The organism is Microbacterium sp. SA39 (genome assembly GCF_000967865.1).
Classification (GTDB): domain Bacteria; phylum Actinomycetota; class Actinomycetes; order Actinomycetales; family Microbacteriaceae; genus Microbacterium.
The window spans coordinates 80,453-98,430 of the sequence record NZ_JXRU01000033.1; the positions used below are offsets into that span (position 1 = coordinate 80,453).

Consider the following 17,978-nt stretch of genomic DNA (forward strand, 5'->3'; position numbering starts at 1 on the left):
GGTCACAGCTCGCGCACCTTCTGACGTCGGACGATCCAGATGAAGAACGGGGCCCCGATGATCGCGGTGATGATGCCCACCTGGATCTCCTCGGACGACGGGGCGATCACGCGGCCGACGATGTCGCTCGCGGTCAGCAGTGCGGCGCCGAGGATGGCCGAGAACGGCAGCAGCCAGCGGTGGTCGGTGCCGATCAGCATCCGGCAGACGTGCGGAACGACGAGGCCGACGAAGCCGATCGGGCCGGCGATGGCGGTCGCCGCCCCGGCGAGGATCACGGCCCCGAGAGCCGACAGCATCCGCGTGCGGAAGACGTGCTCGCCGAGCCCCTTGGCCATGTCGTCGCCGAGAGCGAGGGAGTTCATCCCCCGCGAAGAGAGGAAGCAGATGAGGGCGCCGAGCGCGAGGACCGGAGCGGTGAGCGCGATACGGGGCCACTCGGCACCGCCGACCCCGCCGACCTGCCAGGACTGGAACGACTGCAACAGGTCGACGCGCGGCAGCATGAGGGCGGTGACGAGCGAAGCGAACGCGGCCGAGGTCGCGGCCCCCGCGAGCGCGAGCTTCAGCGGCGTCGCACCGCCGCGGCCGAGCGAGCCCACCGTATAGACGAAGGTCGCGGCCAGCGCGGCGCCGACGATCGCGAAGGCCATCTGGCCGAAGGGGTCGCTGAGACCGAAGAGCGCGAGGCCCACCACGACCGCGAGCGAGGCGCCGTTCGAGACGCCGAGGATGCCGGGATCCGCCACCGGGTTGCGCGTGACGGCCTGCATGGTCGCCCCCGAGAGCGCGAGCGCCGCGCCCACGAGGAGCGCCAGCACCGTGCGGGGGATGCGCTTGACGATCGCAGCCTGTTCGATGGTGTCGGTCTGGCCGCTGAGAGCGGCGACGACATCGTCGAACGCGACGGCGCGCACGCCGAACGAGATCGACAGGATGCTGAGGACGACCAGGAGTGCGACGCCCACCAGCAGCCAGACCGTGCGCACCACTGCCGGGCGCCGCAGATCTGCGGCGCCCGGCGCGGTGATTGTTGCTGAGATCACTGAGTACTCACTCCGCGTGTGCGGACGTGGGATTACGGAGCGAGCGGAGCCGCCAGGATGGCGAGGTAATCGCTGAGGCCCCACGGGATCGACAGCGGCGAGGGGTTGGCGGATGCCGCGATCGGCGAGGCATCCGGAAGGACGGCGATGCGGCCGTCGGCGATGGCCGGGATCTTCGACAGCAGCGGGTCGGCCTGCAGCAGCGGGATGATCGAGTCGTCGCCGTAGGTGATGAACAGGTCGACGTCGTCGAACTTCGCGGCCTCCTCGGAGCTGACGGTGAGGTAGAACTCCTTGCTGTCGGCGTTCTCCTCGACGATCGACGGGAACGGCAGACCGAGCTCGTTGATGTACCCGGGGCGTGTGTCGATCGCGGTGTAGTACCCGATCTGGCTCAGGTCGGCCGGGTCGATGTACGAGAACAGGACCTTCTTGTCCTTGAGCGCGCTGTTCGCCTCGAGCGCGGCATCCGCATCGGCCTGCAGGTCTTCGATGAGGGCGTCGCCCTCTTCCTCGAGCCCGAGAGCCTTCGCGTTCAGCTCGATCATCTGGTCGACCGGGGTTCCCCAGGCGACCTCGGGGTACGCGACGACCGGAGCGATCTTGGAGAGCGTGTCGTACTCCTCCTGTGTGAGGCCGGAGTAGGAGGCGAGGATCACGTCGGGTGCGGTGTCGGCGACGGCCTCGTAGTCGATGCCGTCGGTCTCGTCGAAGAGCACGGGCTCTTCGCCGCCGAGCTCTTCGAGCTTCTCCTCGACCCAGGGGAGGATGCCGTTGTCGTCGTCGTCGCCCCAGGTGGCCTTGCTCATGCCGACCGGGACGATGCCCAGGGCCAGCGGCACCTCGTGATTGGCCCAGGCGACCGTGGCGACGCGCTCGGGCTTCTTCTCGATGGTGGTCTCGCCGTATACGTGCTCGATGGTGACGGGGAAGGCATCGTCGGATGCCGGATTGCCGCCGGCGGAGGCAGTGGACTCCGGGGCGTTGGATGAGCAGGCGACCAGGCCGACGACGAGCGCAGCCGCGGCGCCGATGGCGAGAAATCGGGAGGTGCGCACAGGCGTTCCCTTCGGGTTCGGGTGTGAGGTGTCGGCGCGAGATCCGCGCCCGAGGCTTTGGTAAGCCTGCCCTAATCTAACAGATGGTTAGGTATGCCTCAGTCGCGGCCGTCACAGGCCGATCGTCCGTCTCGGCGAGACCGCCGCTCCAACTTCTGCGGCCATCCTCAAACTTCTGCGGCCTCTCGGGACTGCCGCCGCTCCAACTTCTGCGGCCAACTCAAACTTCTGCGGCCTCTAGGGCCAGTTTTGGCCGCAGAAGTTCCGAGTGGCCGCAGAAGCTGCCGACCGCTCAACCCCGGACGCACGAAAAACCGGCCGGACCCCGAGGGGTCCGGCCGGTTCAGGAAGTCAGCGCGCGCTCAGAGAGCGCGGATGTTCGCCGCCTGCATGCCCTTGGGGCCACGCTCAGCGTCGAATTCGACCTTCTGGTTCTCGCGGAGCTCCTTGAAACCGGAGCCGGCGATAGCCGAGTAGTGGGCGAAAAGGTCGTCCGAGCCGTCATCGGGAGCGATGAAGCCGAAGCCCTTTTCAGCGTTGAACCATTTCACAGTGCCAGTGGCCATGTGTTTTCTACTTTCTGTTTGACTTAGCCGTTTGCACGGCCTACGCGGAATCGGAACATCCGATACGCGCGCTTGCTCACGGTACCACGGCTGGCTGGCGTTGCGCAGAGAACGTCGAATTCTGTTGAAAGAGAGCTGCCTCGGTGCGCGTGCCGACGCCCAGCTTGCGCAGCACCGCGGACACGTGCACGCTCACGGTCTTGACGCTGATGAAGAGTCGCTCGCCGATCTGACGGTTGCTCAGGCCCTCGGAGATCAGCTCGAGCACCTGCCGCTCGCGGGCGGTGAGAGCGTCGGCCTCGGAGGCCGACGCGGTTGTGCTGAGCCCCGCCGCGTCGGCGAACACGGCGGCCGATCGCTGCAGCTGGGCGTGTCCGAGGCGTTCGGCGATGTCTGCGTCTTCGGCGAGCAGCAGAGCCGCGGAGGAGCGATCCCCCTCGCGAACCCGGAGCCGGGCCAGCTCGAGACGCGTGGCAGCGCGGAACGTCACTGGCGCGTCGTCGCCGTCGGCGATCGCCATGGCTCTCGCGAGGCCGTGGCTCGTGGGCGCCAGGAGGGCGTCGAGGATATCCGACCACGCCGAGACGCGTAGCTCATCACTCTGCGCCTCCCATGCCGCGCGGATCGTCGCGCCCGGCGTCGACGTCTCGTCCGGCGGCGCGCAGGTCGGCGATGATCCAACCCGACTGGAGGAGGAGGCGACGCTGGTGGAGCAGCACCGGGCCCTCGTCGGCCAGCATCGCGAGGATCGCATCGAGAGCGCCCTGGGGATCGCCGGCGCTCTCGGCGACAGAGACCTCCATCACGACGGTGTCGTACCAGATCTGCCTCTCGACCGTCCCGGTCTCGCGGAAGGCGGGGAGGGATTCGCGCAGGATCTCCGCCGCCTCCTCGTGCCGTCCGCGCCAGGACAGCAGACGTACGCGCGTCATGGTCGTGTACATGCGGAACACTCGCAGCGTGCTCTGCGCCAGCTCGCGCGCGAGCATCTCCTCGACGCGCTCGGTCTCGCCGAGTTCGAGCAGCGGCACCGCCATGTTCTGCGTCATCACGGAGCCCGAGGTGCGTTCGACGCCATACGTGCGCGACCGCGCGAGGCCCTCTTCGGCGAGCTCGACGGCCTCGCGATAGCGGCCGAGCAGCGTGAGCAGATCGGAGAAGTTCACCCGGTACTTCAGCTCGGCCGTCGAGCCTCGCCCGAGACGCCGCGCGAGCTCGTACTCGCGGAAGCCGTCCTCGAGGCGCCCCGAGTGCGAATGAGACGCCGCGCGCACGTTCGCCGCGATCGAGGCTTCATCGTCGGATCCGGCGCGGAGCGCGAGTTCGCCGGCCTCGATCCCCAGGGCGAGACTCTGCTCGAGACGCCCGGCGATCATGTGCCGGCTGGCGAGCGTGTTCAGGATGGTCGCGCGGAGCCGGTCGTCGGCCGGGCGGTCGCCGAGCGACTCGCGGACGCGCTCGACCCCGAGGCGCGTGACGATCGAGCGGAGGATGCCGGTGAGCGGACCGTACGGCGTGCGCGACGCCCCGAGATCGAGGCACCAGCCGACATGCACATCGGCTTCGACGCGATCTCGGCGGTGAACTCCCGCAGCAGGCGGGACTTGCCGATGCCCGCTTCGCCCTCGACGAGGAGCGCGGCGGGCACGCCCTCTCGCGCGCCGTCGAGCAGACGGCGCACCACGCCGAGCTCGGCATCGCGACCGACCATCGCGAAGCTCGGTGCGAACGAGGGCATGGAGACATCGTCCCACTCCCCACGGACATCCGGGGTCGACTCCGCTGGCGGCAGAGGTGGGGCGATACTCACCGGGCCGTCGCGCCCACGGGCCCGCATCCGACCCCGACGCAGTCGTCGATGGCGCGCCGCAGCGGGCCGCGCGCTTCCCGACCGCGGGCTCGGGCGGACCGACTGCGCCGCGCGTGGCGCCGCCGTCAGCACCTCGCGCGGCGCGGCATCCGCTCCTCCGCCGACGATCCGGCGCAGCATCCGCCGGATCGGTCCTGCCGGACGCGGGACGATCTGATCGGCGTGCTCCCGCAGGAAGCGACGCCGCTCGGCGGCACGCTCGATCTGCTCCTGCTCGAAGCGGGTGACCTGGTGGCTGATGCAGGGGTGCTCGTACATGACTTCTCCTCGACGGATTGCTGTATCCCTACACTCCGCTCTGAGGTACCCCGCCGACATCGGACGGATGCCCTATCTTCCGGATGCCGGTGCCTAGACGCGCATTCCTCCGCGCACACAAGAAGGGCCCGGACGCAGCGGGAAGCTGCGTCCGGGCCCTCGAACTCCGGATGCCGGTCAGGCCGGGACGTCACCGCGCCAGGCGCCGGTCTCGGCGCCGCGGCTCTCGATGAACTCCTTGAAGTTCTGGAGGTCCTTCTTGACCGCGTGAGAGCCGGCTCCGACGAGGGAACCGAGCTTCTCGAGCAGGCCCTCGGGCTCCCAGTCGATCTGGACCGTGACGCGCGTCGACGTCTCGGTGAGCTTGTGGAAGGTCACGGCGCCCGCGTGCTCGGTCTCGCCGCCGGTGCTGGTCCAGGCGACGCGCTCGTCAGGGTGCTGCTCGGTGATCTCGGCGTCGAACTCGCGCTCCGCGCCGCCGACCTTCACCTTCCAGCGCGTGTGGGTGTCGTCGATCTGCGTGATCGACTCGACCTCGTCGAGGAACTTCGGGAAGCTCTCGAACTGGGTCCACTGGTTGTAGGCGGTGTTGACGGGAACGTCCACGTCGATGGTCTCGATGATCTGCACCATGTGATGCTCCTCACTTGTTCGTCGTTCGTGTGTCTCCATTCAGCAGGCTTCGACGAGGAAGGGCGAAGGGGTTGACAGCGGTGGCCGGGGCAGTCGCTCACCGGATCGGGAAGCTTCTTCCGTCGCCGCGGTTCCGGTCGCACTTTCTGCCGTTCGGAACCGTGTGAGGCGGCGCGAACTGCGACCGGAAGCGAGCGTGGCGGCAGCAACTGCGACCGGAACGCCCACCCCCTGCCGCGGCATCCGCACGACTACCGTTGTCGACATGCGCATCCCTGCCGCCATCCGCTCCTCGCAGCGCTCCTCGCTGCTGCAGGTGGCGAAGTCGGCGGCGGCGACGATCGCGGCCTGGCTCGTCGCGGGCTGGGTGTTCCCTGCGCAGCTGCCGGTGTTCGCCGCGATCGCCGCGCTGCTGGTGGTGCAGCCGAGCGTGAACCAGTCGCTGTCGAAGGCGCTCGAGCGCAGCATGGGAGTGATCGTCGGCGTGCTGATCGCCGTCGGTCTCGGCCTGCTGTTCGGGTCGCCGAGCTGGGTCGTGCTGCTCGCCATCGTCGTGGCGATGCTCGTCGCCTGGATCTTCCGCACGTCCCCCGGCACGGGCAACCAGATCGCGATCTCAGCGATGCTCGTGCTGGCGCTGGGGTCGTCCAGCCCCGAGTACGCGTTCGCCCGCATCGTCGAGACGCTCATCGGGGTCGCGATCGGCATCGTCGTCAACGCGCTCATCGTGCCGCCGGTGCTCGTCGCCCCCGCGCGGCGCGACCTCGGGCTGCTCGGAAGGGAACTCGCCGCGAGCCTCGACCGACTGGCCGACGCGCTGCCCGAGCCGCAGACTCCCGCCAGACTGCAGGAGCTGATGCTCGAGGTGCGGCTGCTCCGGCCGATGAAGGATGCCGCCGCGGCATCCATCGCCGCCGGCGAGGAGTCGCTCACGTTGAACCCGCGCCGCTCCACGCATCGGGCGGAACTGCGAGAGATGCGGCAGCTGCTGGATCGTCTGACACCGATCGTGACGCAGACGATCGGCATGACGCGTGCCTACTTCGACCGCTACGACGACTCGATCGGAGAAGAGCCCGCCGTGGCCGCGATCGCGGAACAGCTCCGCCGCGCCGGACACGACGTGCGGCTCGCGGTGCAGATCGCGGATGTCACCCCCGAGCCGGAGCCGCTGACGTCGGCGATACCGGCGCTCACGGCTCCCCTGGTCGTGCGCCCGCCGTCGTCGCAGCACTGGATCCTGATCGGCTCGCTGCTCGAGGACCTTCGCCGCATCCATGCCGGGCTGCTCGACGAGGAGTGAGCTTTCCTGCCTGCCGAGCGGCCCCCTCGTGCGCGAGCGGCCCCTCTGTGAACGTTCGCAGCGGGGTGGCTCGCACAAAGAGGGGCCGATCGGCAGGGTTACGCTGACGTCCATGAGCACCCACATCGCCGCAGAGCCCGGTCAGATCGCCCCCGTCGTCCTTTTCCCCGGCGACCCGTTGCGGGCGAAGTGGATCGCGGAGACCTTCCTCGACGACGCCGAGCTCTACAGCGAGACCCGCGGGATGCTGGGATTCACCGGCACCTGGGAAGGACACCGCGTTTCGGTGCAGGGCTCGGGCATGGGCCAGCCCTCGATGGCGATCTACGCGAACGAGCTGTTCGACTCCTACGGCGTCGAGACCATCGTGCGCGTCGGGTCGTGCGGCGCGCTGACCGAGAAGCTCGCGGTGCGCGACATCATCATCGCGAACGGCGCCTGCACCGACTCGGGGATGAACCGGGTGCGTTTCCACGGGCTCGACTACGCGCCGGTCGCCGACTTCTCCCTGCTGAGAGCAGCCGTCGAGGCGAGTGAGGCCGAGCCACCGGCATCCGCTGTTCGCGTGGGCTTGCTGCTCTCGAGCGATCAGTTCTACAGCACCCGGCCCGAGCTGAACGGGCCGTTCGTGCAGCACGGGGTGCTGGGCGTCGAGATGGAGACCAGCAGCCTCTACACGCTCGCCGCGTACCACGGACGCCGGGCCCTCAGCATCTGCACCGTGTCCGATCACATCATCACCGGTGAGGAGACGACCGCACTGGAGCGCGAGCAGACGTTCGGCGACATGATCCGCATTGCGCTGCGGGCGGCGACCGCGGGCTGATCGGCGTCTGGCGCGGGTGGTGCCGCCGCCGACGTGTTCACAATTCAGCAAGAATCCTCCGCATCTCTTCGGAATCCGGGTTCACAGCCCCATGCGCCGCGTTCTTGCTGAGTTGTGAACGCCCGCAGGTCGGTACCGGCCGGGGTGGGATGATCGAAGGATGCTCCTCGACGAACTCCCCGACGGCTCCGACCCGGATGCCGTCTACCTGGCGTTCGTCGAATGGGCGGAGTCGACCGGCATCCGGCTCTACCCCGCGCAGGACGAGGCGGTCATCGAGATCGTCTCGGGCAACCACCTGATCCTGTCGACGCCGACCGGCACCGGCAAGTCGCTGGTCGCCGTCGGCGCGCACTTCGCCGCCCTCGTGTCGGGCCGCCGCAGCTTCTACACGGCACCGATCAAAGCTCTCGTGAGCGAGAAGTTCTTCGCGCTGGTCGACGTGTTCGGGGCGGAGAACGTCGGCATGATCACCGGTGACTCGTCGGTGAACGCGGATGCTCCGATCATCTGCTGCACCGCCGAGATCCTCGCGAACCTTGCCCTCCGCCAGGGCACCGAGATGAACGTCGGCCAGGTCGTCATGGACGAGTTCCATTTCTACGCCGACCCCGAACGCGGGTGGGCGTGGCAGGTGCCGCTGCTCGAGCTGCCGCAGGCGCAGTTCATCCTGATGTCGGCGACCCTCGGCGATGTGACCACGCTCGCCGAGGACCTCACGCGCCGCACCGGCCGTGAGACTGCCTCGGTCACCGGCGTCGAGCGTCCCGTGCCGCTGCACTTCTTCTACGAGACGACGCCGATCCACGAGACGATCGACGACCTGCTGAGCACGGGACAGGCCCCCGTCTACGTCGTGCACTTCTCGCAGGCCGCCGCGATGGAGCGCGCGCAGGCACTGTCGAGCACCAAGGTCGCGACGCGTGAGCAGCGCGATCAGATCGCCGACCTCATCGGAGAGTTCCGGTTCACCACCGCGTTCGGCAAGACCCTCTCGCGCTTCCTCCGCGCCGGCATCGGCGTGCATCACGCGGGCATGCTGCCGAAGTACCGCCGTCTCGTCGAGCAGCTCGCTCAACGCGGTCTGCTGCGGGTCATCTGCGGCACCGACACTCTCGGCGTCGGCATCAACGTGCCGATCCGGACCGTGCTCCTCACGGCGTTGACGAAGTTCGACGGCACCCGGATGCGGCAGCTGAACGCCCGCGAGTTCCATCAGATCGCGGGTCGCGCCGGGCGAGCGGGCTACGACACCGCCGGCACGGTCGTTGCCCAGGCACCCGAGCACGAGAGCGACAACGCGGCCGCGGTGAAGAAGGCGGGCGACGATCCGAAGAAGAAACGGAAGATCGTGCGCAAGAAGGCGCCCGACGGCTTCGTCTCCTGGGGCGAGCCGTCGTTCCGCAAGCTCATCGCCGCGACGCCCGAGACGCTGACGTCTCACATGCAGATCACGAGCGCCATGATGCTCAACGTCATCGCCCGCGGCGGCGACGTGTTCGCGAATATGCGCTCCCTGGTATACGACAATCACGAGCCCCGTGCACGACAGCGGGAACTGGCCATCCGCGCCATCGGGATCTACCGCACGCTGCGGGAATCGGGGATCGTCGAACGGACGGATGCCGGTGAGATCCGTCTCACCGTCGACCTGCAGCCGAACTTCGCGCTCAACCAGCCGCTGTCGCCGTTCGCCCTGGCGGCGTTCGACCTGCTCGACCCCGACGCTTCGACGAGCTCAGCGACCCAGAGCGGGGTGGGAACGGGGAACTACGCGCTGGACATGATCTCCATCGTGGAGTCGACTCTCGACGACCCGCGTGCGGTGCTGAGCCAGCAGGAGTTCCTCGCACGCGGCGAAGCGGTCGCGGCGATGAAGTCGGAGGGCATCGAGTACGACGAGCGGATGGAGCTGCTCGAGCAGATCACCTACGCGAAGCCGCTCGATGAGCTGCTCACGGCAGCGTTCGAGACGTTCAGCGCCGCGCAGCCCTGGATCCGAGACTTCGAGTTGCATCCGAAGTCGGTCGTCCGCGACATGTACGAGCGGGCCATGTCGTTCGGGGAATATGTCGCGTACTACAAGATCGCACGGTCGGAGGGCGTGGTCCTCCGCTACCTCTCCGACGCGTACCGCGCGGCCTCGCAGACCATCCCGGAGGAGGCGAAGAACGAAGACCTCCGCGACCTCATCGAGTGGCTCGGAGAGCTCGTGCGGCAGGTCGACTCAAGTCTGCTCGACGAGTGGGAAGAACTTCGCGCGGGTATCGACAACGGCCGCTTCGACAAGGGGTCCCTGAGCCTGTCGAAGGGCGATCAGCCGATCGTGCCGCCCGCGCCCAAACGCCTCACGAGCAACGTGCGCGCCTTCCGCATCCTCGTGCGCAACGAACTGTTCCGGCGGGTGCAGCTGGCGGCGCGCGAAGACGTGGATGCCCTGGCTGAACTCGATCAGGAATTCGGAGCGGAGGCCTGGGACGCCGCTCTCGACGGCTACTTCGCCGAGCACGACGAGATCCTCACCGGCGCGGATGCCCGCAGTTCGAAGCTCCTCATCCTCGAGCAGGGCGCGACACAGTGGACCGCCCGCCAGATCTTCGACGATCCCGCCGGCGACCACGACTGGGGCATCTCCGCGACCGTCGACCTCGCGGCATCCGATGAGGCCGGCGAGGCCGTGGTCACGGTGACGGGCGTCGACCGGCTCTGAGCGCCGCCCCTCGTCAGAGCGCCGGGCGCAGCTCCTCCCGCGCCCAACTTCGCAGTGTCGTCGGCGTGGTGCTCACGAGCGATCGCGGCTGCTCGGGGATGAAGTCGTCACGCAGTCCCGTCGACATGCCGAGCACGGCATCCGCCATCGCCGGCGGCATCCCCGCATCGAGGTACTGGCCGCGCGTCACCTCGTCGGCGATCCGCTCGACGACGATCTCGCGTCCCAGCTCTTCCGACAGAATCGCGGCGACCTGTGACCAGGACAGATCCTCCGGGCCGTGTACGGCCTGCACGCGTCGGCCGTTCCAGTCGCCGTTGAGGAGAGTCATGGCAGCGACCTCGGCGATGTCCCGCGGAGCGACCCAGCTCATCGGGGCGTCCGGCGGCAAGACCGTGCGGATCACCCCGCCCCTGATCGACTCGAGGTCGAACAGCAGGTTGATGAAGAAGTAGCCGCAGCGCAGGTGGGTGACGTCTACGCCGATCGCGTCGAGCGCGAGCTCGGTCGCGGCGAGTCCGTCGATCTCGCCAGCACCGCGCCGCTTCTCGGCGCCGACGCTGCTCTGGAACACGACCCGGCCGATCTCGTTGCGCGTGACCGCCGCGATGACGGCGTCGGTGGCCCGGGCGTAGTCGGCGAGCGGGTCGGTGGACTGCGCGGGAGGGTCGACCCAGTACAGGGCGTCGACGCCCCGGGTGGCGGCAACGACTTCCTCCGGTTCGCGTGAATCCGCGTGGACCGGATCCACGAGCTCCGAGAGATCCGGAGGAGTGTTCTCCGGATGCCGCGTGAGCAGAAGAGGACGGATGCCGGCTCGCACCAGCATCCGTGCCAGGTGGTGGCCGACGTTCCCGTCGGGAGTGGTGACGGCGATGCGCATGGGGTTCCTTTCGTCGAGTGGATGCACCACGTTACGATCAGATACGGCCGGATACTGGCCGCATCTCGCGCGATCATGGAACGATGGACAGCCCTTCGAGTCGGTCGCTTCGCCTCCTGACCCTTCTGCAGAACGGTGGCGAGTGGACCGTCGCTGAGCTGGCCGCGCAGCTCGACGCCAGCGAACGCACCGTCCGCCGCGACGCCAGCCGTCTGCGCGACCTGGGCTACGACGTGCGATCCCGCCCGGGGCCCGGGGCCGGCTATCGTCTGCTGCCAAGCATGCGGATTCCGCCCCTCCTGCTCACGCCCGACGAAGTCTCGACGATCGTCACGAGCCTCCTCGTGCTCGAAGCGTGGACGCCCGGCGATCCGGCCGTCAGCGCCGCACGCGGGAAGCTCGAACAGCTGCTTCCGGTGGGCCTCCGCCGCCGCGCCGCCGCGACGGCGATGTCGACGCAGGTCCTCGGGCAGAAGTCGGCGGACATCGACTGGTCGATCCTCGGCATTCTCGCGGATGCTGTCGCGACGGGGGCTCGCGTGCGCTTCGACTACCGGGATCAGCGCGGCCGTGACTCCGCGCGGGTGGTTCAGCCCTACCGGCACGTCCTGCGCGATCGGCGCTGGTACCTCATCGGCTACGACGTCGACCGAGCGGATTGGCGGCTGTTCCGGCTCGACCGGGTGAGGGAGGTCCTCGCGATCGCCGGGTCTTATGCGCCGCGGGAGTTCCCGTCCGAGTCGGTCGAGACCTGGCTGGAGTCCGACTTCGGCCGTGCCTGAGCGCGGGGAGGCCGATCGATCCGCGACACCACGTGCAGCGGCCCGTCGACCGGGTTGTCTGGCTCCATGTCGCCCTCGGCCACGCGGCGGAATCCCGCCTTCTCGAGCGCGCGCCACGAGGCGATGTTGCCGGCGACGACCGGCACGATGATCGCCGGAGCGAGCGGATACGCGTTCCACGTGTCGGCGACGACGGCGCGGATGATGGCCGTGCCGAGCCCGCGACCGGTGCTCCCGGCATCCGCGATGAGGTAGTCGATCGTCACGGCCTCGTCGGGCACCTCGACGATCGCCGCGAGCTCTTCGAAATCCTCGGCGTAGTCCGCGATGCGCGAGCGCTGCACGAGCGCCGTCGGCACGCCGTCGACCGAGACCAGCAGATCTTCCCCCGCCTCCTCACCGCGGATGCCGGGACCGAAGTCCCGCGCGACGCCCTCGGGCGAGAAGTCGTGGTGCCAATAGCGGTGCACGTGCGGGCGCGAGAGCCAGTCCGCGAGCAGGGCGAAGTCGTCTTCGACGACGGGACGCCAGCTGATCTGCGGAGTGGACTGACTCTCCATGCGCCTATGGTCTCATCCGCGCAGGCGAAGGAGACCGCCGCGATCGCGGAGCGGGTCAGCTCCGCGATCGCGTTCGCGCTCAGTGCTCGTCGTAGTGGTCTTCGTGCGCGGCGTGCTTGTGGCCGTCGTGGAGGTAGTCCACGTGGTCGTCGTGCGTGACCGTCTCATGGCCACAGTCCGTGCCGTGCTCGTGCTCGGCGACGGTGTGCTCTGCGTGGGTCTCGGTGGTGCTCATGGTGTCTCCCGCTCTCTCTGACGTCTGCCGCAGCGAAGGAAGAACGCCGCGGTCGGAACTCATCGAGTCCAACACACGTATAAATGCATTGCAATATATAGGTGTAATCGACAGCGGTTCTCAGGACGGCTCCGCGGCGTGCTTCACCGCATCTTCGACGATGTGCGTCACGTGATCGTCGGCGATCTCGTAGTGGGCCTCGCGACCCGAGCGCGTCACGGAGACGAGACCGGCCGCGCGCAGAGTGCGCAGGTGCTGCGACACCAGCGGCTGCGACAGCCCGCTCTCCTCCGCGAGGTGAGTCACGGTCGAGGGGCCGCCCGCGAGGATCCGCAGCAGTGCCAGTCGGGACTCCGACGAGAGCGCCTTGAAGAGCTCAGCGACGGCTCCGAGACTCTCATCCATCTCTCCATATAAGCAGACGTTTATCCTTCCCGGCTCGGCAGGGCAGCCCGCACCATTCGGGTGACGAGGTCGGTGTACTCGACTCCTGCCGCGGCGAACATCCGCGGCACCTGCGATGCAGCCGTCAGCCCCGGCATCGTGTTCACCTCGTTCAGGATCGGGCCGTCGTCCGTGAGGAAGAAGTCCATCCGGGCGACCCCCGCGCAGCCGAGCGCGTCGAACATCGCGATCGCGGCGCGCTTCAGCGCCGATGTCTGCGCCGGGTCGAGGTGCGCGGGAACCGTGAAGCGGGCACTCCCGTCGTACTTCGTCGCGGTGTCGAACAGGCCGGGCGCGTGGATCTCCAGAGGCGGCGCCGCCCAGCGCACCCCTCCGGACTCGCGCAGCACCGCCACGTCGATCTCTCGCGCGCGCACGACCTCCTCGACGAGGATCCGCCGGTCGTACTGCGCCGCCGCGTGAAGAGCTCCGAGCAGGTCGCCCGCCTTTGTCACGAGGCTGACGCCATAGCTCGATCCGGCGGAGACCGGCTTCACGACGACCGCCTCCTCGAACTCCGCGTCGCCGATGTCATCGGCCGAGATGAGCCTCCCTCGTGCCGTGCGGATGCCGACGGCATCCGCCACCAGCTTTGTCGCCCACTTGTCCATGCCGATCGCTCCTGTGCGCAGGTCGGAACCCACCACCCCGACGCCGGCGAGCGCGGCCAGAGCGGCGAGCGCGCCGTCTTCGCCGAGGGTTCCATGCACGGCGGGGAATATGACGTCGGCGTCGGCGATCAAGGGGAGGGCCAGGCCGAGCGACTCGGCCGGGGTCGTGCAGGGAGGGATGCCGTTCGCACGCCAGATGCCGGCGCGGTCGATCGTCACCGTGGTCACGGCGTGGCCGGTGATGCGCAGCGCCGCGGCCACGGCAGCGGCCGATGCGAGCGACACCTCGTGCTCGGGATTCTGCCCACCGCCGATCACCAGCACCCGCGGCATCACGCGATGCTCCGCTGCACGCGTGAGCCGATTCCGGTGACGATCGCGTGCGGGATCGTGCCCGCCCAACGGGCCCACTCCTGCACCGACGGCACGGCCCCACCCTCCGGTCCGAACACCGTGACCGCCGCACCGCGCTCGACCGCGGCATCCCCCGTGTCGACGACGATCTGATCCATCGACACCCTCCCCACGAGCGGATGCCGTTCTCCGCATATCTCCACCGACGCACCCGGCGCGAGTTCCCGCGGGATGCCGTCGGCATACCCCACCCCCACGATGCTGAGGTTCGTCGGCCGGGTCGTCACATGCATCCCTCCGTATCCGATCGGTGTCCCAGCGGGCACCTGCGCGCTGTGCACCACGGATGCCGTGAACCGCGACGCCCCCACCAGCGCCACGGTCTCCGAGGGATCGATGCCGACGAGCCCGGCCCCGACGCGCACCATGCCGAAGTGCGTCCACGGATCGGTCAGAGCGCCCGCGGTCGCGGCGAGATGCACGAGCAAGGGCCCGAACCCCGCTCGCAGCACCGCATCGCGCGCCTGCCGCATCCGCAGGACCGCCGCCTCGTTCGCGCGGGGATCTCCCTCGTCCGCACGGGGAAGGTGCCCCATCACACCCACGACCTCGACCCGCCCCCGGGCCTGCCGCGCCACCTGCAGCAGCTCGTGCCACTCCCCCAGCGGGCACCCTCCTCGTGACATCCCGGTGTCCATGTGCAGGTGCACCCGCACGGGGGATTCTGCATCCGCATCCGCGACGAGTCCACGCAGTTCGCCCACCGAGCCGACGGCGATGTCCACTCGGTACGCCGCCGCGACTGACGCGTCGACGCCCGCGGGGTTGAGCCACGACAGGATCGGCTCCGCGAAACCGGCCTCTCGCAACGCGACCGCCTCGGCGAGATCGGTGACACCCAGCCAGGTGGCCCCCGCCTCGACCGCGGCCCGCGCGACCGTGATCGCGCCGTGCCCATAGCCGTCGGCCTTGACCACCGCCATGATGCGGGCGTCGGTCGCGGCACGCACCCGGCGCACGTTCGCGGCTACGGCGGCCGGCAGGGTCTGAAGGGTGGGAGCGGTCAAGAGCGCGGTGCGCCTCGCTGCGAGCAGAGCCGTCACGGCTGCATCCTCGGGTCGTCGGTGGGGTCGGTGTACATCTCGGGGCAGCCGTCGGTGGCGGCATCCGCTCGGAGTTCCCAGTGCCACGGCTCGTTCGCGTAGGTCTGGCAGAGGCCGTAGTCCGAGCCGTGCTGGGCGAGCCAGTCGAGCGTCGGGAGGGGACCCAGGTCGACGGCCCTTCCGGAGACATGCGCCGACGTCTCGGGGGTGGCGACCCAGCGGGCGGCTTCCGCCTCCGAGCCGTAGTGGATGACCGCGTCCTGCAGCATCCGCTCCTGCAGCGCGGCCGACCGCCAGCCGCTGTTCACGCGGAATTCCAGGCCGTCCGCGGCCGCATCCTGCGCCGCGCGCTGCAGCGCCTCGAGTAGTGCCGGGTCGAGGTTGCTGATAGCGACGCGGCCGGTGTCGAACACGGTGGGCTGATCGCCGTCGCGGATCACGCCGTCGGCCTCGCTCGGCGCGATGACGGAGCCGGCGGCATCGTTCTGCGGCGGGGCGGGCGGGGCAGCGGTCTCGGCCGTCGGCGCCTCGTTCGCGACGGAAGCGGATGCCGCGTTGAGCGACTGCTGCACGGCGAACGCGAGGACCACGGCTCCGAGAAGGGCCGTGGCCCCGACGAGGATTCTTCGACGACGGCGGACGGGGACAGTGCGAGTGTTCATGTCTCCAGTGAAGGGAGGCGTCCGTTGCCCGGGCGTATGCGCTTTTCCATACGCTCGCGATATACCGGGGTGCGTAGGATCTGAGCACATGAGAAACGAGCACATGGGAGCTGAGCCGTGCGTGTGCTGATCGTCGAGGACGAGCCGTACCTCGCCGAGGCGGTTCGCGACGGGTTGCGTCTGGAGGCGATCGCCGCCGACATCGCGGGCGACGGGGACACCGCGCTCGAGCTGTTGACCATCAACGCCTACGACCTCGCCGTGCTCGACCGGGACGTTCCCGGCCCCTCCGGCGACGACATCGCCCGCTGGATCGTGGCCTCGGGCAGCGGCATCCCGATCCTCATGCTCACCGCCGCCGACCGCCTCGACGACAAGGCGACGGGGTTCGAGATCGGCGCCGACGACTACCTCACCAAGCCGTTCGAGCTGCGCGAGCTCGTGCTGCGGCTCCGGGCACTCGATCGACGCCGGCAGCGTGCCCGCCCGCCCGTGCTCGAGCTCGCCGGACTCCGCCTCGACCCCTTCCGCCGCGAGGTGTTCCGCGACGGACGCTACGTCGCCCTCACCCGCAAGCAGTTCGCCGTGCTCGAGGTGCTGGTCGACGCCGGCGGCGGGGTCGTGAGCGCCGAGGAGCTGCTCGAGCGCGCATGGGACGAGAATGCCGATCCGTTCACGAATGCCGTGCGCATCACGGTGTCGTCGCTGCGCAAACGTCTGGGCGAGCCGTGGCTGATCCTCACCGTGCCGGGCGTCGGATACCGCATCGAGACGGATGCCGATGCCTAGGCGCCGCGGAATGAGCGCGCGGCTCAAGCTCACGCTGAGCTACGCGGGGATCGTGGTGGTCTCGGGGATTTTGCTGCTCGCGGCGGTCGCCGTATACCTGCTGCGGTATGTTCCGGACACCGTCGACGTCTTCCCCAACCGCTCCGACCTCATCCGCGCGTTCGTCCCCGCCGCGATCATCGTCATGCTGGTGCTGTTCGTCCTGGGCCTGGCAGGCGGCTGGCTCCTCGCCGGGCGGATGCTGGCACCGCTCGACCGCATCGGCCGCGCCGCGCAGCTCGCCGCCCAGGGCTCGCTGTCCCACCGGGTCGCGCTCGAAGGGCCGCGGGACGAGTTCCGCGACCTCGCCGACATCTTCGACTCGATGCTCGAACAGCTCGAGGCACAGGTCGCCGAGCAGCAGCGGTTCGCCGCGAATGCCTCGCACGAACTGCGCACACCGCTGGCGATCTCGCAGACGCTGCTCGAGGTCGCCGGCACTGATCCCGACCGCGACGTCGACGCTCTGATCGCCCGGCTGTACGAAGTCAACGCGCGGGCGATCGAGCTCACGGAGGCTCTTCTGATGCTCAGCCGTGCCGAGCGACGCTCGTTCACCCGCGAGGTCGTCGACCTGTCGCTGCTGGCGGAGGAGGCGGTCGAGGCCCTGCTGCCGCTCGCGGACCGGCGCGGTGTCGTGATCGAGGTGGGCGGAGTCGCGGCTCCCGTGCTCGGATCATCCACTCTGCTCCAGCAGCTCGTCACGAACCTCGTGCTCAACGCGGTCGTGCACAACCTGCCCTCGGGTGGGGCCGTGGCGGTGCGGACGCACCTGCAGCCGGACGCGGTCGCGGTGGTCATCGAGAACACCGGCGAGGTGCTTCCCGCCTACCGCGTGGCGACCTTGACCGAGCCGTTCCAGCGCGGCGCCGAGCGCACCCGCGGCGACGATCACCCCGGCGTCGGGCTCGGTCTCGCCATCGCGGAGCGCATCACGCAGGCCCACGGCGGAACCCTCGTGCTCACCCGGCGCGCGGAGGGCGGCTTGATCGTGACGGTGTGGCTGCCGCATCCGTATCCCGCGCCGCTGGCCTGACGGGCGCGGTACATCTGTCGGGAGATCTCACGTTTGCAGGGACGGAATGCGTGTTCCGACCCTGCATCCGTGTTTTCTCCCGACAGATGTACCGGGCGGATGGCGGATGCCGGGCGGATGCCGGGCGGATGCCGGGCGGATGCCGGGCGGATGCCGAGCGGCAAGCCTCTTGTCCCGGCATCCGTCTCACCGGCACGTTCTGCGGCCACC

19 protein-coding genes are annotated in these 17,978 nt (G+C 69.1%); 6 read left to right on the forward strand and 13 right to left on the reverse strand.

Annotated features, from left to right (window positions below; genetic code table 11):
* Window positions 1-2: 2 nt before the first annotated feature.
* From RS85_RS09250 to RS85_RS09275, 6 genes are all read right to left on the reverse strand, one after another.
* A complete protein-coding gene (locus RS85_RS09250; protein WP_046013162.1) occupies window positions 3-1,046 on the reverse strand; it encodes a FecCD family ABC transporter permease in 1,044 nt (347 codons plus the stop codon).
* A 32-nt stretch (window positions 1,047-1,078) separates the two neighbouring features.
* A complete protein-coding gene (locus RS85_RS09255; RefSeq protein WP_046013163.1) occupies window positions 1,079-2,104 on the reverse strand; it encodes an iron-siderophore ABC transporter substrate-binding protein in 1,026 nt (341 codons plus the stop codon).
* Between the two features lie 362 nt (window positions 2,105-2,466).
* Window positions 2,467-2,670 (reverse strand): cold-shock protein, encoded by a 204-nt coding sequence (locus RS85_RS09260; protein ID WP_017831237.1) that lies wholly within the window; start codon window positions 2,668-2,670, stop codon window positions 2,467-2,469.
* A 76-nt stretch (window positions 2,671-2,746) separates the two neighbouring features.
* Window positions 2,747-3,190 (reverse strand): helix-turn-helix transcriptional regulator, encoded by a 444-nt coding sequence (locus RS85_RS20185; protein ID WP_046013164.1) that lies wholly within the window; start codon window positions 3,188-3,190, stop codon window positions 2,747-2,749.
* Window positions 3,191-4,066: 876 nt separating this feature from the next.
* Window positions 4,067-4,798: an AAA family ATPase gene (locus tag RS85_RS19870; protein ID WP_200894814.1), complete on the reverse strand. Its 732-nt coding sequence runs from the start codon at window positions 4,796-4,798 to the stop codon at window positions 4,067-4,069.
* 177 nt (window positions 4,799-4,975) lie between these two features.
* Complete coding sequence (locus RS85_RS09275) at window positions 4,976-5,431, reverse strand: SRPBCC family protein (protein WP_046013166.1); 456 nt, start codon at window positions 5,429-5,431, stop codon at window positions 4,976-4,978.
* 265 nt (window positions 5,432-5,696) lie between these two features.
* Between RS85_RS09275 and RS85_RS09280 the strand changes: the two genes are divergently transcribed.
* From RS85_RS09280 to RS85_RS09290, 3 genes are all read left to right on the forward strand, one after another.
* Window positions 5,697-6,734 (forward strand): FUSC family protein, encoded by a 1,038-nt coding sequence (locus RS85_RS09280; protein WP_046013167.1) that lies wholly within the window; start codon window positions 5,697-5,699, stop codon window positions 6,732-6,734.
* A gap of 112 nt (window positions 6,735-6,846) precedes the next feature.
* Window positions 6,847-7,560: a purine-nucleoside phosphorylase gene (deoD, locus tag RS85_RS09285; protein ID WP_046013168.1), complete on the forward strand. Its 714-nt coding sequence runs from the start codon at window positions 6,847-6,849 to the stop codon at window positions 7,558-7,560.
* Window positions 7,561-7,720: 160 nt separating this feature from the next.
* Window positions 7,721-10,270: a DEAD/DEAH box helicase gene (locus tag RS85_RS09290; RefSeq protein ID WP_046013169.1), complete on the forward strand. Its 2,550-nt coding sequence runs from the start codon at window positions 7,721-7,723 to the stop codon at window positions 10,268-10,270.
* A gap of 13 nt (window positions 10,271-10,283) precedes the next feature.
* Here RS85_RS09290 and RS85_RS09295 read toward each other — a convergent pair whose 3' ends face one another.
* Window positions 10,284-11,153, reverse strand: a complete 870-nt coding sequence (locus tag RS85_RS09295) for an NAD(P)H-binding protein (protein ID WP_046013170.1) — start codon at window positions 11,151-11,153, stop codon at window positions 10,284-10,286.
* 83 nt (window positions 11,154-11,236) lie between these two features.
* Between RS85_RS09295 and RS85_RS09300 the strand changes: the two genes are divergently transcribed.
* A complete protein-coding gene (locus tag RS85_RS09300; RefSeq protein ID WP_046013171.1) occupies window positions 11,237-11,935 on the forward strand; it encodes a helix-turn-helix transcriptional regulator in 699 nt (232 codons plus the stop codon).
* Here the strand turns inward: RS85_RS09300 and RS85_RS09305 are convergent.
* The 6 genes from RS85_RS09305 to RS85_RS09330 all read right to left on the reverse strand — a co-directional run bounded on the left by RS85_RS09305 (window position 11,866) and on the right by RS85_RS09330 (window position 15,904).
* Entirely contained in the window at window positions 11,866-12,495 is a 630-nt protein-coding gene (locus RS85_RS09305) for a GNAT family N-acetyltransferase (RefSeq protein WP_082087563.1), read from the reverse strand. The genes RS85_RS09300 and RS85_RS09305 overlap by 70 nt on opposite strands.
* 79 nt (window positions 12,496-12,574) lie before the next feature.
* Window positions 12,575-12,730: a hypothetical protein gene (locus RS85_RS09310; RefSeq protein WP_046013274.1), complete on the reverse strand. Its 156-nt coding sequence runs from the start codon at window positions 12,728-12,730 to the stop codon at window positions 12,575-12,577.
* A 120-nt stretch (window positions 12,731-12,850) separates the two neighbouring features.
* On the reverse strand, window positions 12,851-13,135 hold the full coding sequence (locus RS85_RS09315; RefSeq protein WP_046013172.1) for an ArsR/SmtB family transcription factor: 285 nt from the start codon (window positions 13,133-13,135) through the stop codon (window positions 12,851-12,853).
* A 20-nt stretch (window positions 13,136-13,155) separates the two neighbouring features.
* Window positions 13,156-14,118, reverse strand: a complete 963-nt coding sequence (locus RS85_RS09320; RefSeq protein WP_046013173.1) for a D-alanine--D-alanine ligase family protein — start codon at window positions 14,116-14,118, stop codon at window positions 13,156-13,158.
* Window positions 14,118-15,242 (reverse strand): alanine racemase, encoded by a 1,125-nt coding sequence (alr, locus tag RS85_RS09325; RefSeq protein ID WP_046013174.1) that lies wholly within the window; start codon window positions 15,240-15,242, stop codon window positions 14,118-14,120. Before alr ends, RS85_RS09320 begins: the two co-directional genes overlap by 1 nt.
* Window positions 15,239-15,904 (reverse strand): M15 family metallopeptidase, encoded by a 666-nt coding sequence (locus RS85_RS09330; RefSeq protein WP_046013175.1) that lies wholly within the window; start codon window positions 15,902-15,904, stop codon window positions 15,239-15,241. The genes alr and RS85_RS09330 overlap by 4 nt, the downstream gene beginning before the upstream one ends.
* Before the next feature lie 117 nt (window positions 15,905-16,021).
* On the opposite strand from RS85_RS09330, the gene RS85_RS09335 reads away from it, so the two are divergent.
* Both RS85_RS09335 and RS85_RS09340 read left to right on the forward strand, forming a co-directional pair.
* The gene (locus RS85_RS09335) at window positions 16,022-16,693 is read left to right on the forward strand and encodes a response regulator transcription factor (RefSeq protein ID WP_046013176.1); all 672 of its coding nucleotides are present in this window, start codon (window positions 16,022-16,024) and stop codon (window positions 16,691-16,693) included.
* Window positions 16,694-16,703: 10 nt separating this feature from the next.
* Window positions 16,704-17,768: a sensor histidine kinase gene (locus RS85_RS09340; RefSeq protein WP_046013177.1), complete on the forward strand. Its 1,065-nt coding sequence runs from the start codon at window positions 16,704-16,706 to the stop codon at window positions 17,766-17,768.
* The last annotated feature ends 210 nt before the right edge of the window (window positions 17,769-17,978 follow it).

What these genes read in the sequence shown, in the direction of transcription:
- RS85_RS09260 (WP_017831237.1), bottom strand. Translation starts at nt 2,670, where the DNA reads ATGGCCACTGGCACTGTGAAATGGTTCAACGCTGAAAAGGGCTTCGGC.
- RS85_RS20185 (WP_046013164.1), bottom strand. Translation starts at nt 3,190, where the DNA reads ATGGCGATCGCCGACGGCGACGACGCGCCAGTGACGTTCCGCGCTGCC.
- RS85_RS19870 (WP_200894814.1), bottom strand. Translation starts at nt 4,798, where the DNA reads ATGTACGAGCACCCCTGCATCAGCCACCAGGTCACCCGCTTCGAGCAG.
- RS85_RS09275 (WP_046013166.1), bottom strand. Translation starts at nt 5,431, where the DNA reads ATGGTGCAGATCATCGAGACCATCGACGTGGACGTTCCCGTCAACACC.
- RS85_RS09280 (WP_046013167.1), top strand. Translation starts at nt 5,697, where the DNA reads ATGCGCATCCCTGCCGCCATCCGCTCCTCGCAGCGCTCCTCGCTGCTG.
- deoD (WP_046013168.1), top strand. Translation starts at nt 6,847, where the DNA reads ATGAGCACCCACATCGCCGCAGAGCCCGGTCAGATCGCCCCCGTCGTC.
- RS85_RS09290 (WP_046013169.1), top strand. Translation starts at nt 7,721, where the DNA reads ATGCTCCTCGACGAACTCCCCGACGGCTCCGACCCGGATGCCGTCTAC.
- RS85_RS09295 (WP_046013170.1), bottom strand. Translation starts at nt 11,153, where the DNA reads ATGCGCATCGCCGTCACCACTCCCGACGGGAACGTCGGCCACCACCTG.
- RS85_RS09300 (WP_046013171.1), top strand. Translation starts at nt 11,237, where the DNA reads ATGGACAGCCCTTCGAGTCGGTCGCTTCGCCTCCTGACCCTTCTGCAG.
- RS85_RS09305 (WP_082087563.1), bottom strand. Translation starts at nt 12,495, where the DNA reads ATGGAGAGTCAGTCCACTCCGCAGATCAGCTGGCGTCCCGTCGTCGAA.
- RS85_RS09310 (WP_046013274.1), bottom strand. Translation starts at nt 12,730, where the DNA reads ATGAGCACCACCGAGACCCACGCAGAGCACACCGTCGCCGAGCACGAG.
- RS85_RS09315 (WP_046013172.1), bottom strand. Translation starts at nt 13,135, where the DNA reads ATGGATGAGAGTCTCGGAGCCGTCGCTGAGCTCTTCAAGGCGCTCTCG.
- RS85_RS09320 (WP_046013173.1), bottom strand. Translation starts at nt 14,118, where the DNA reads ATGCCGCGGGTGCTGGTGATCGGCGGTGGGCAGAATCCCGAGCACGAG.
- RS85_RS09330 (WP_046013175.1), bottom strand. Translation starts at nt 15,904, where the DNA reads ATGAACACTCGCACTGTCCCCGTCCGCCGTCGTCGAAGAATCCTCGTC.
- RS85_RS09340 (WP_046013177.1), top strand. Translation starts at nt 16,704, where the DNA reads ATGAGCGCGCGGCTCAAGCTCACGCTGAGCTACGCGGGGATCGTGGTG.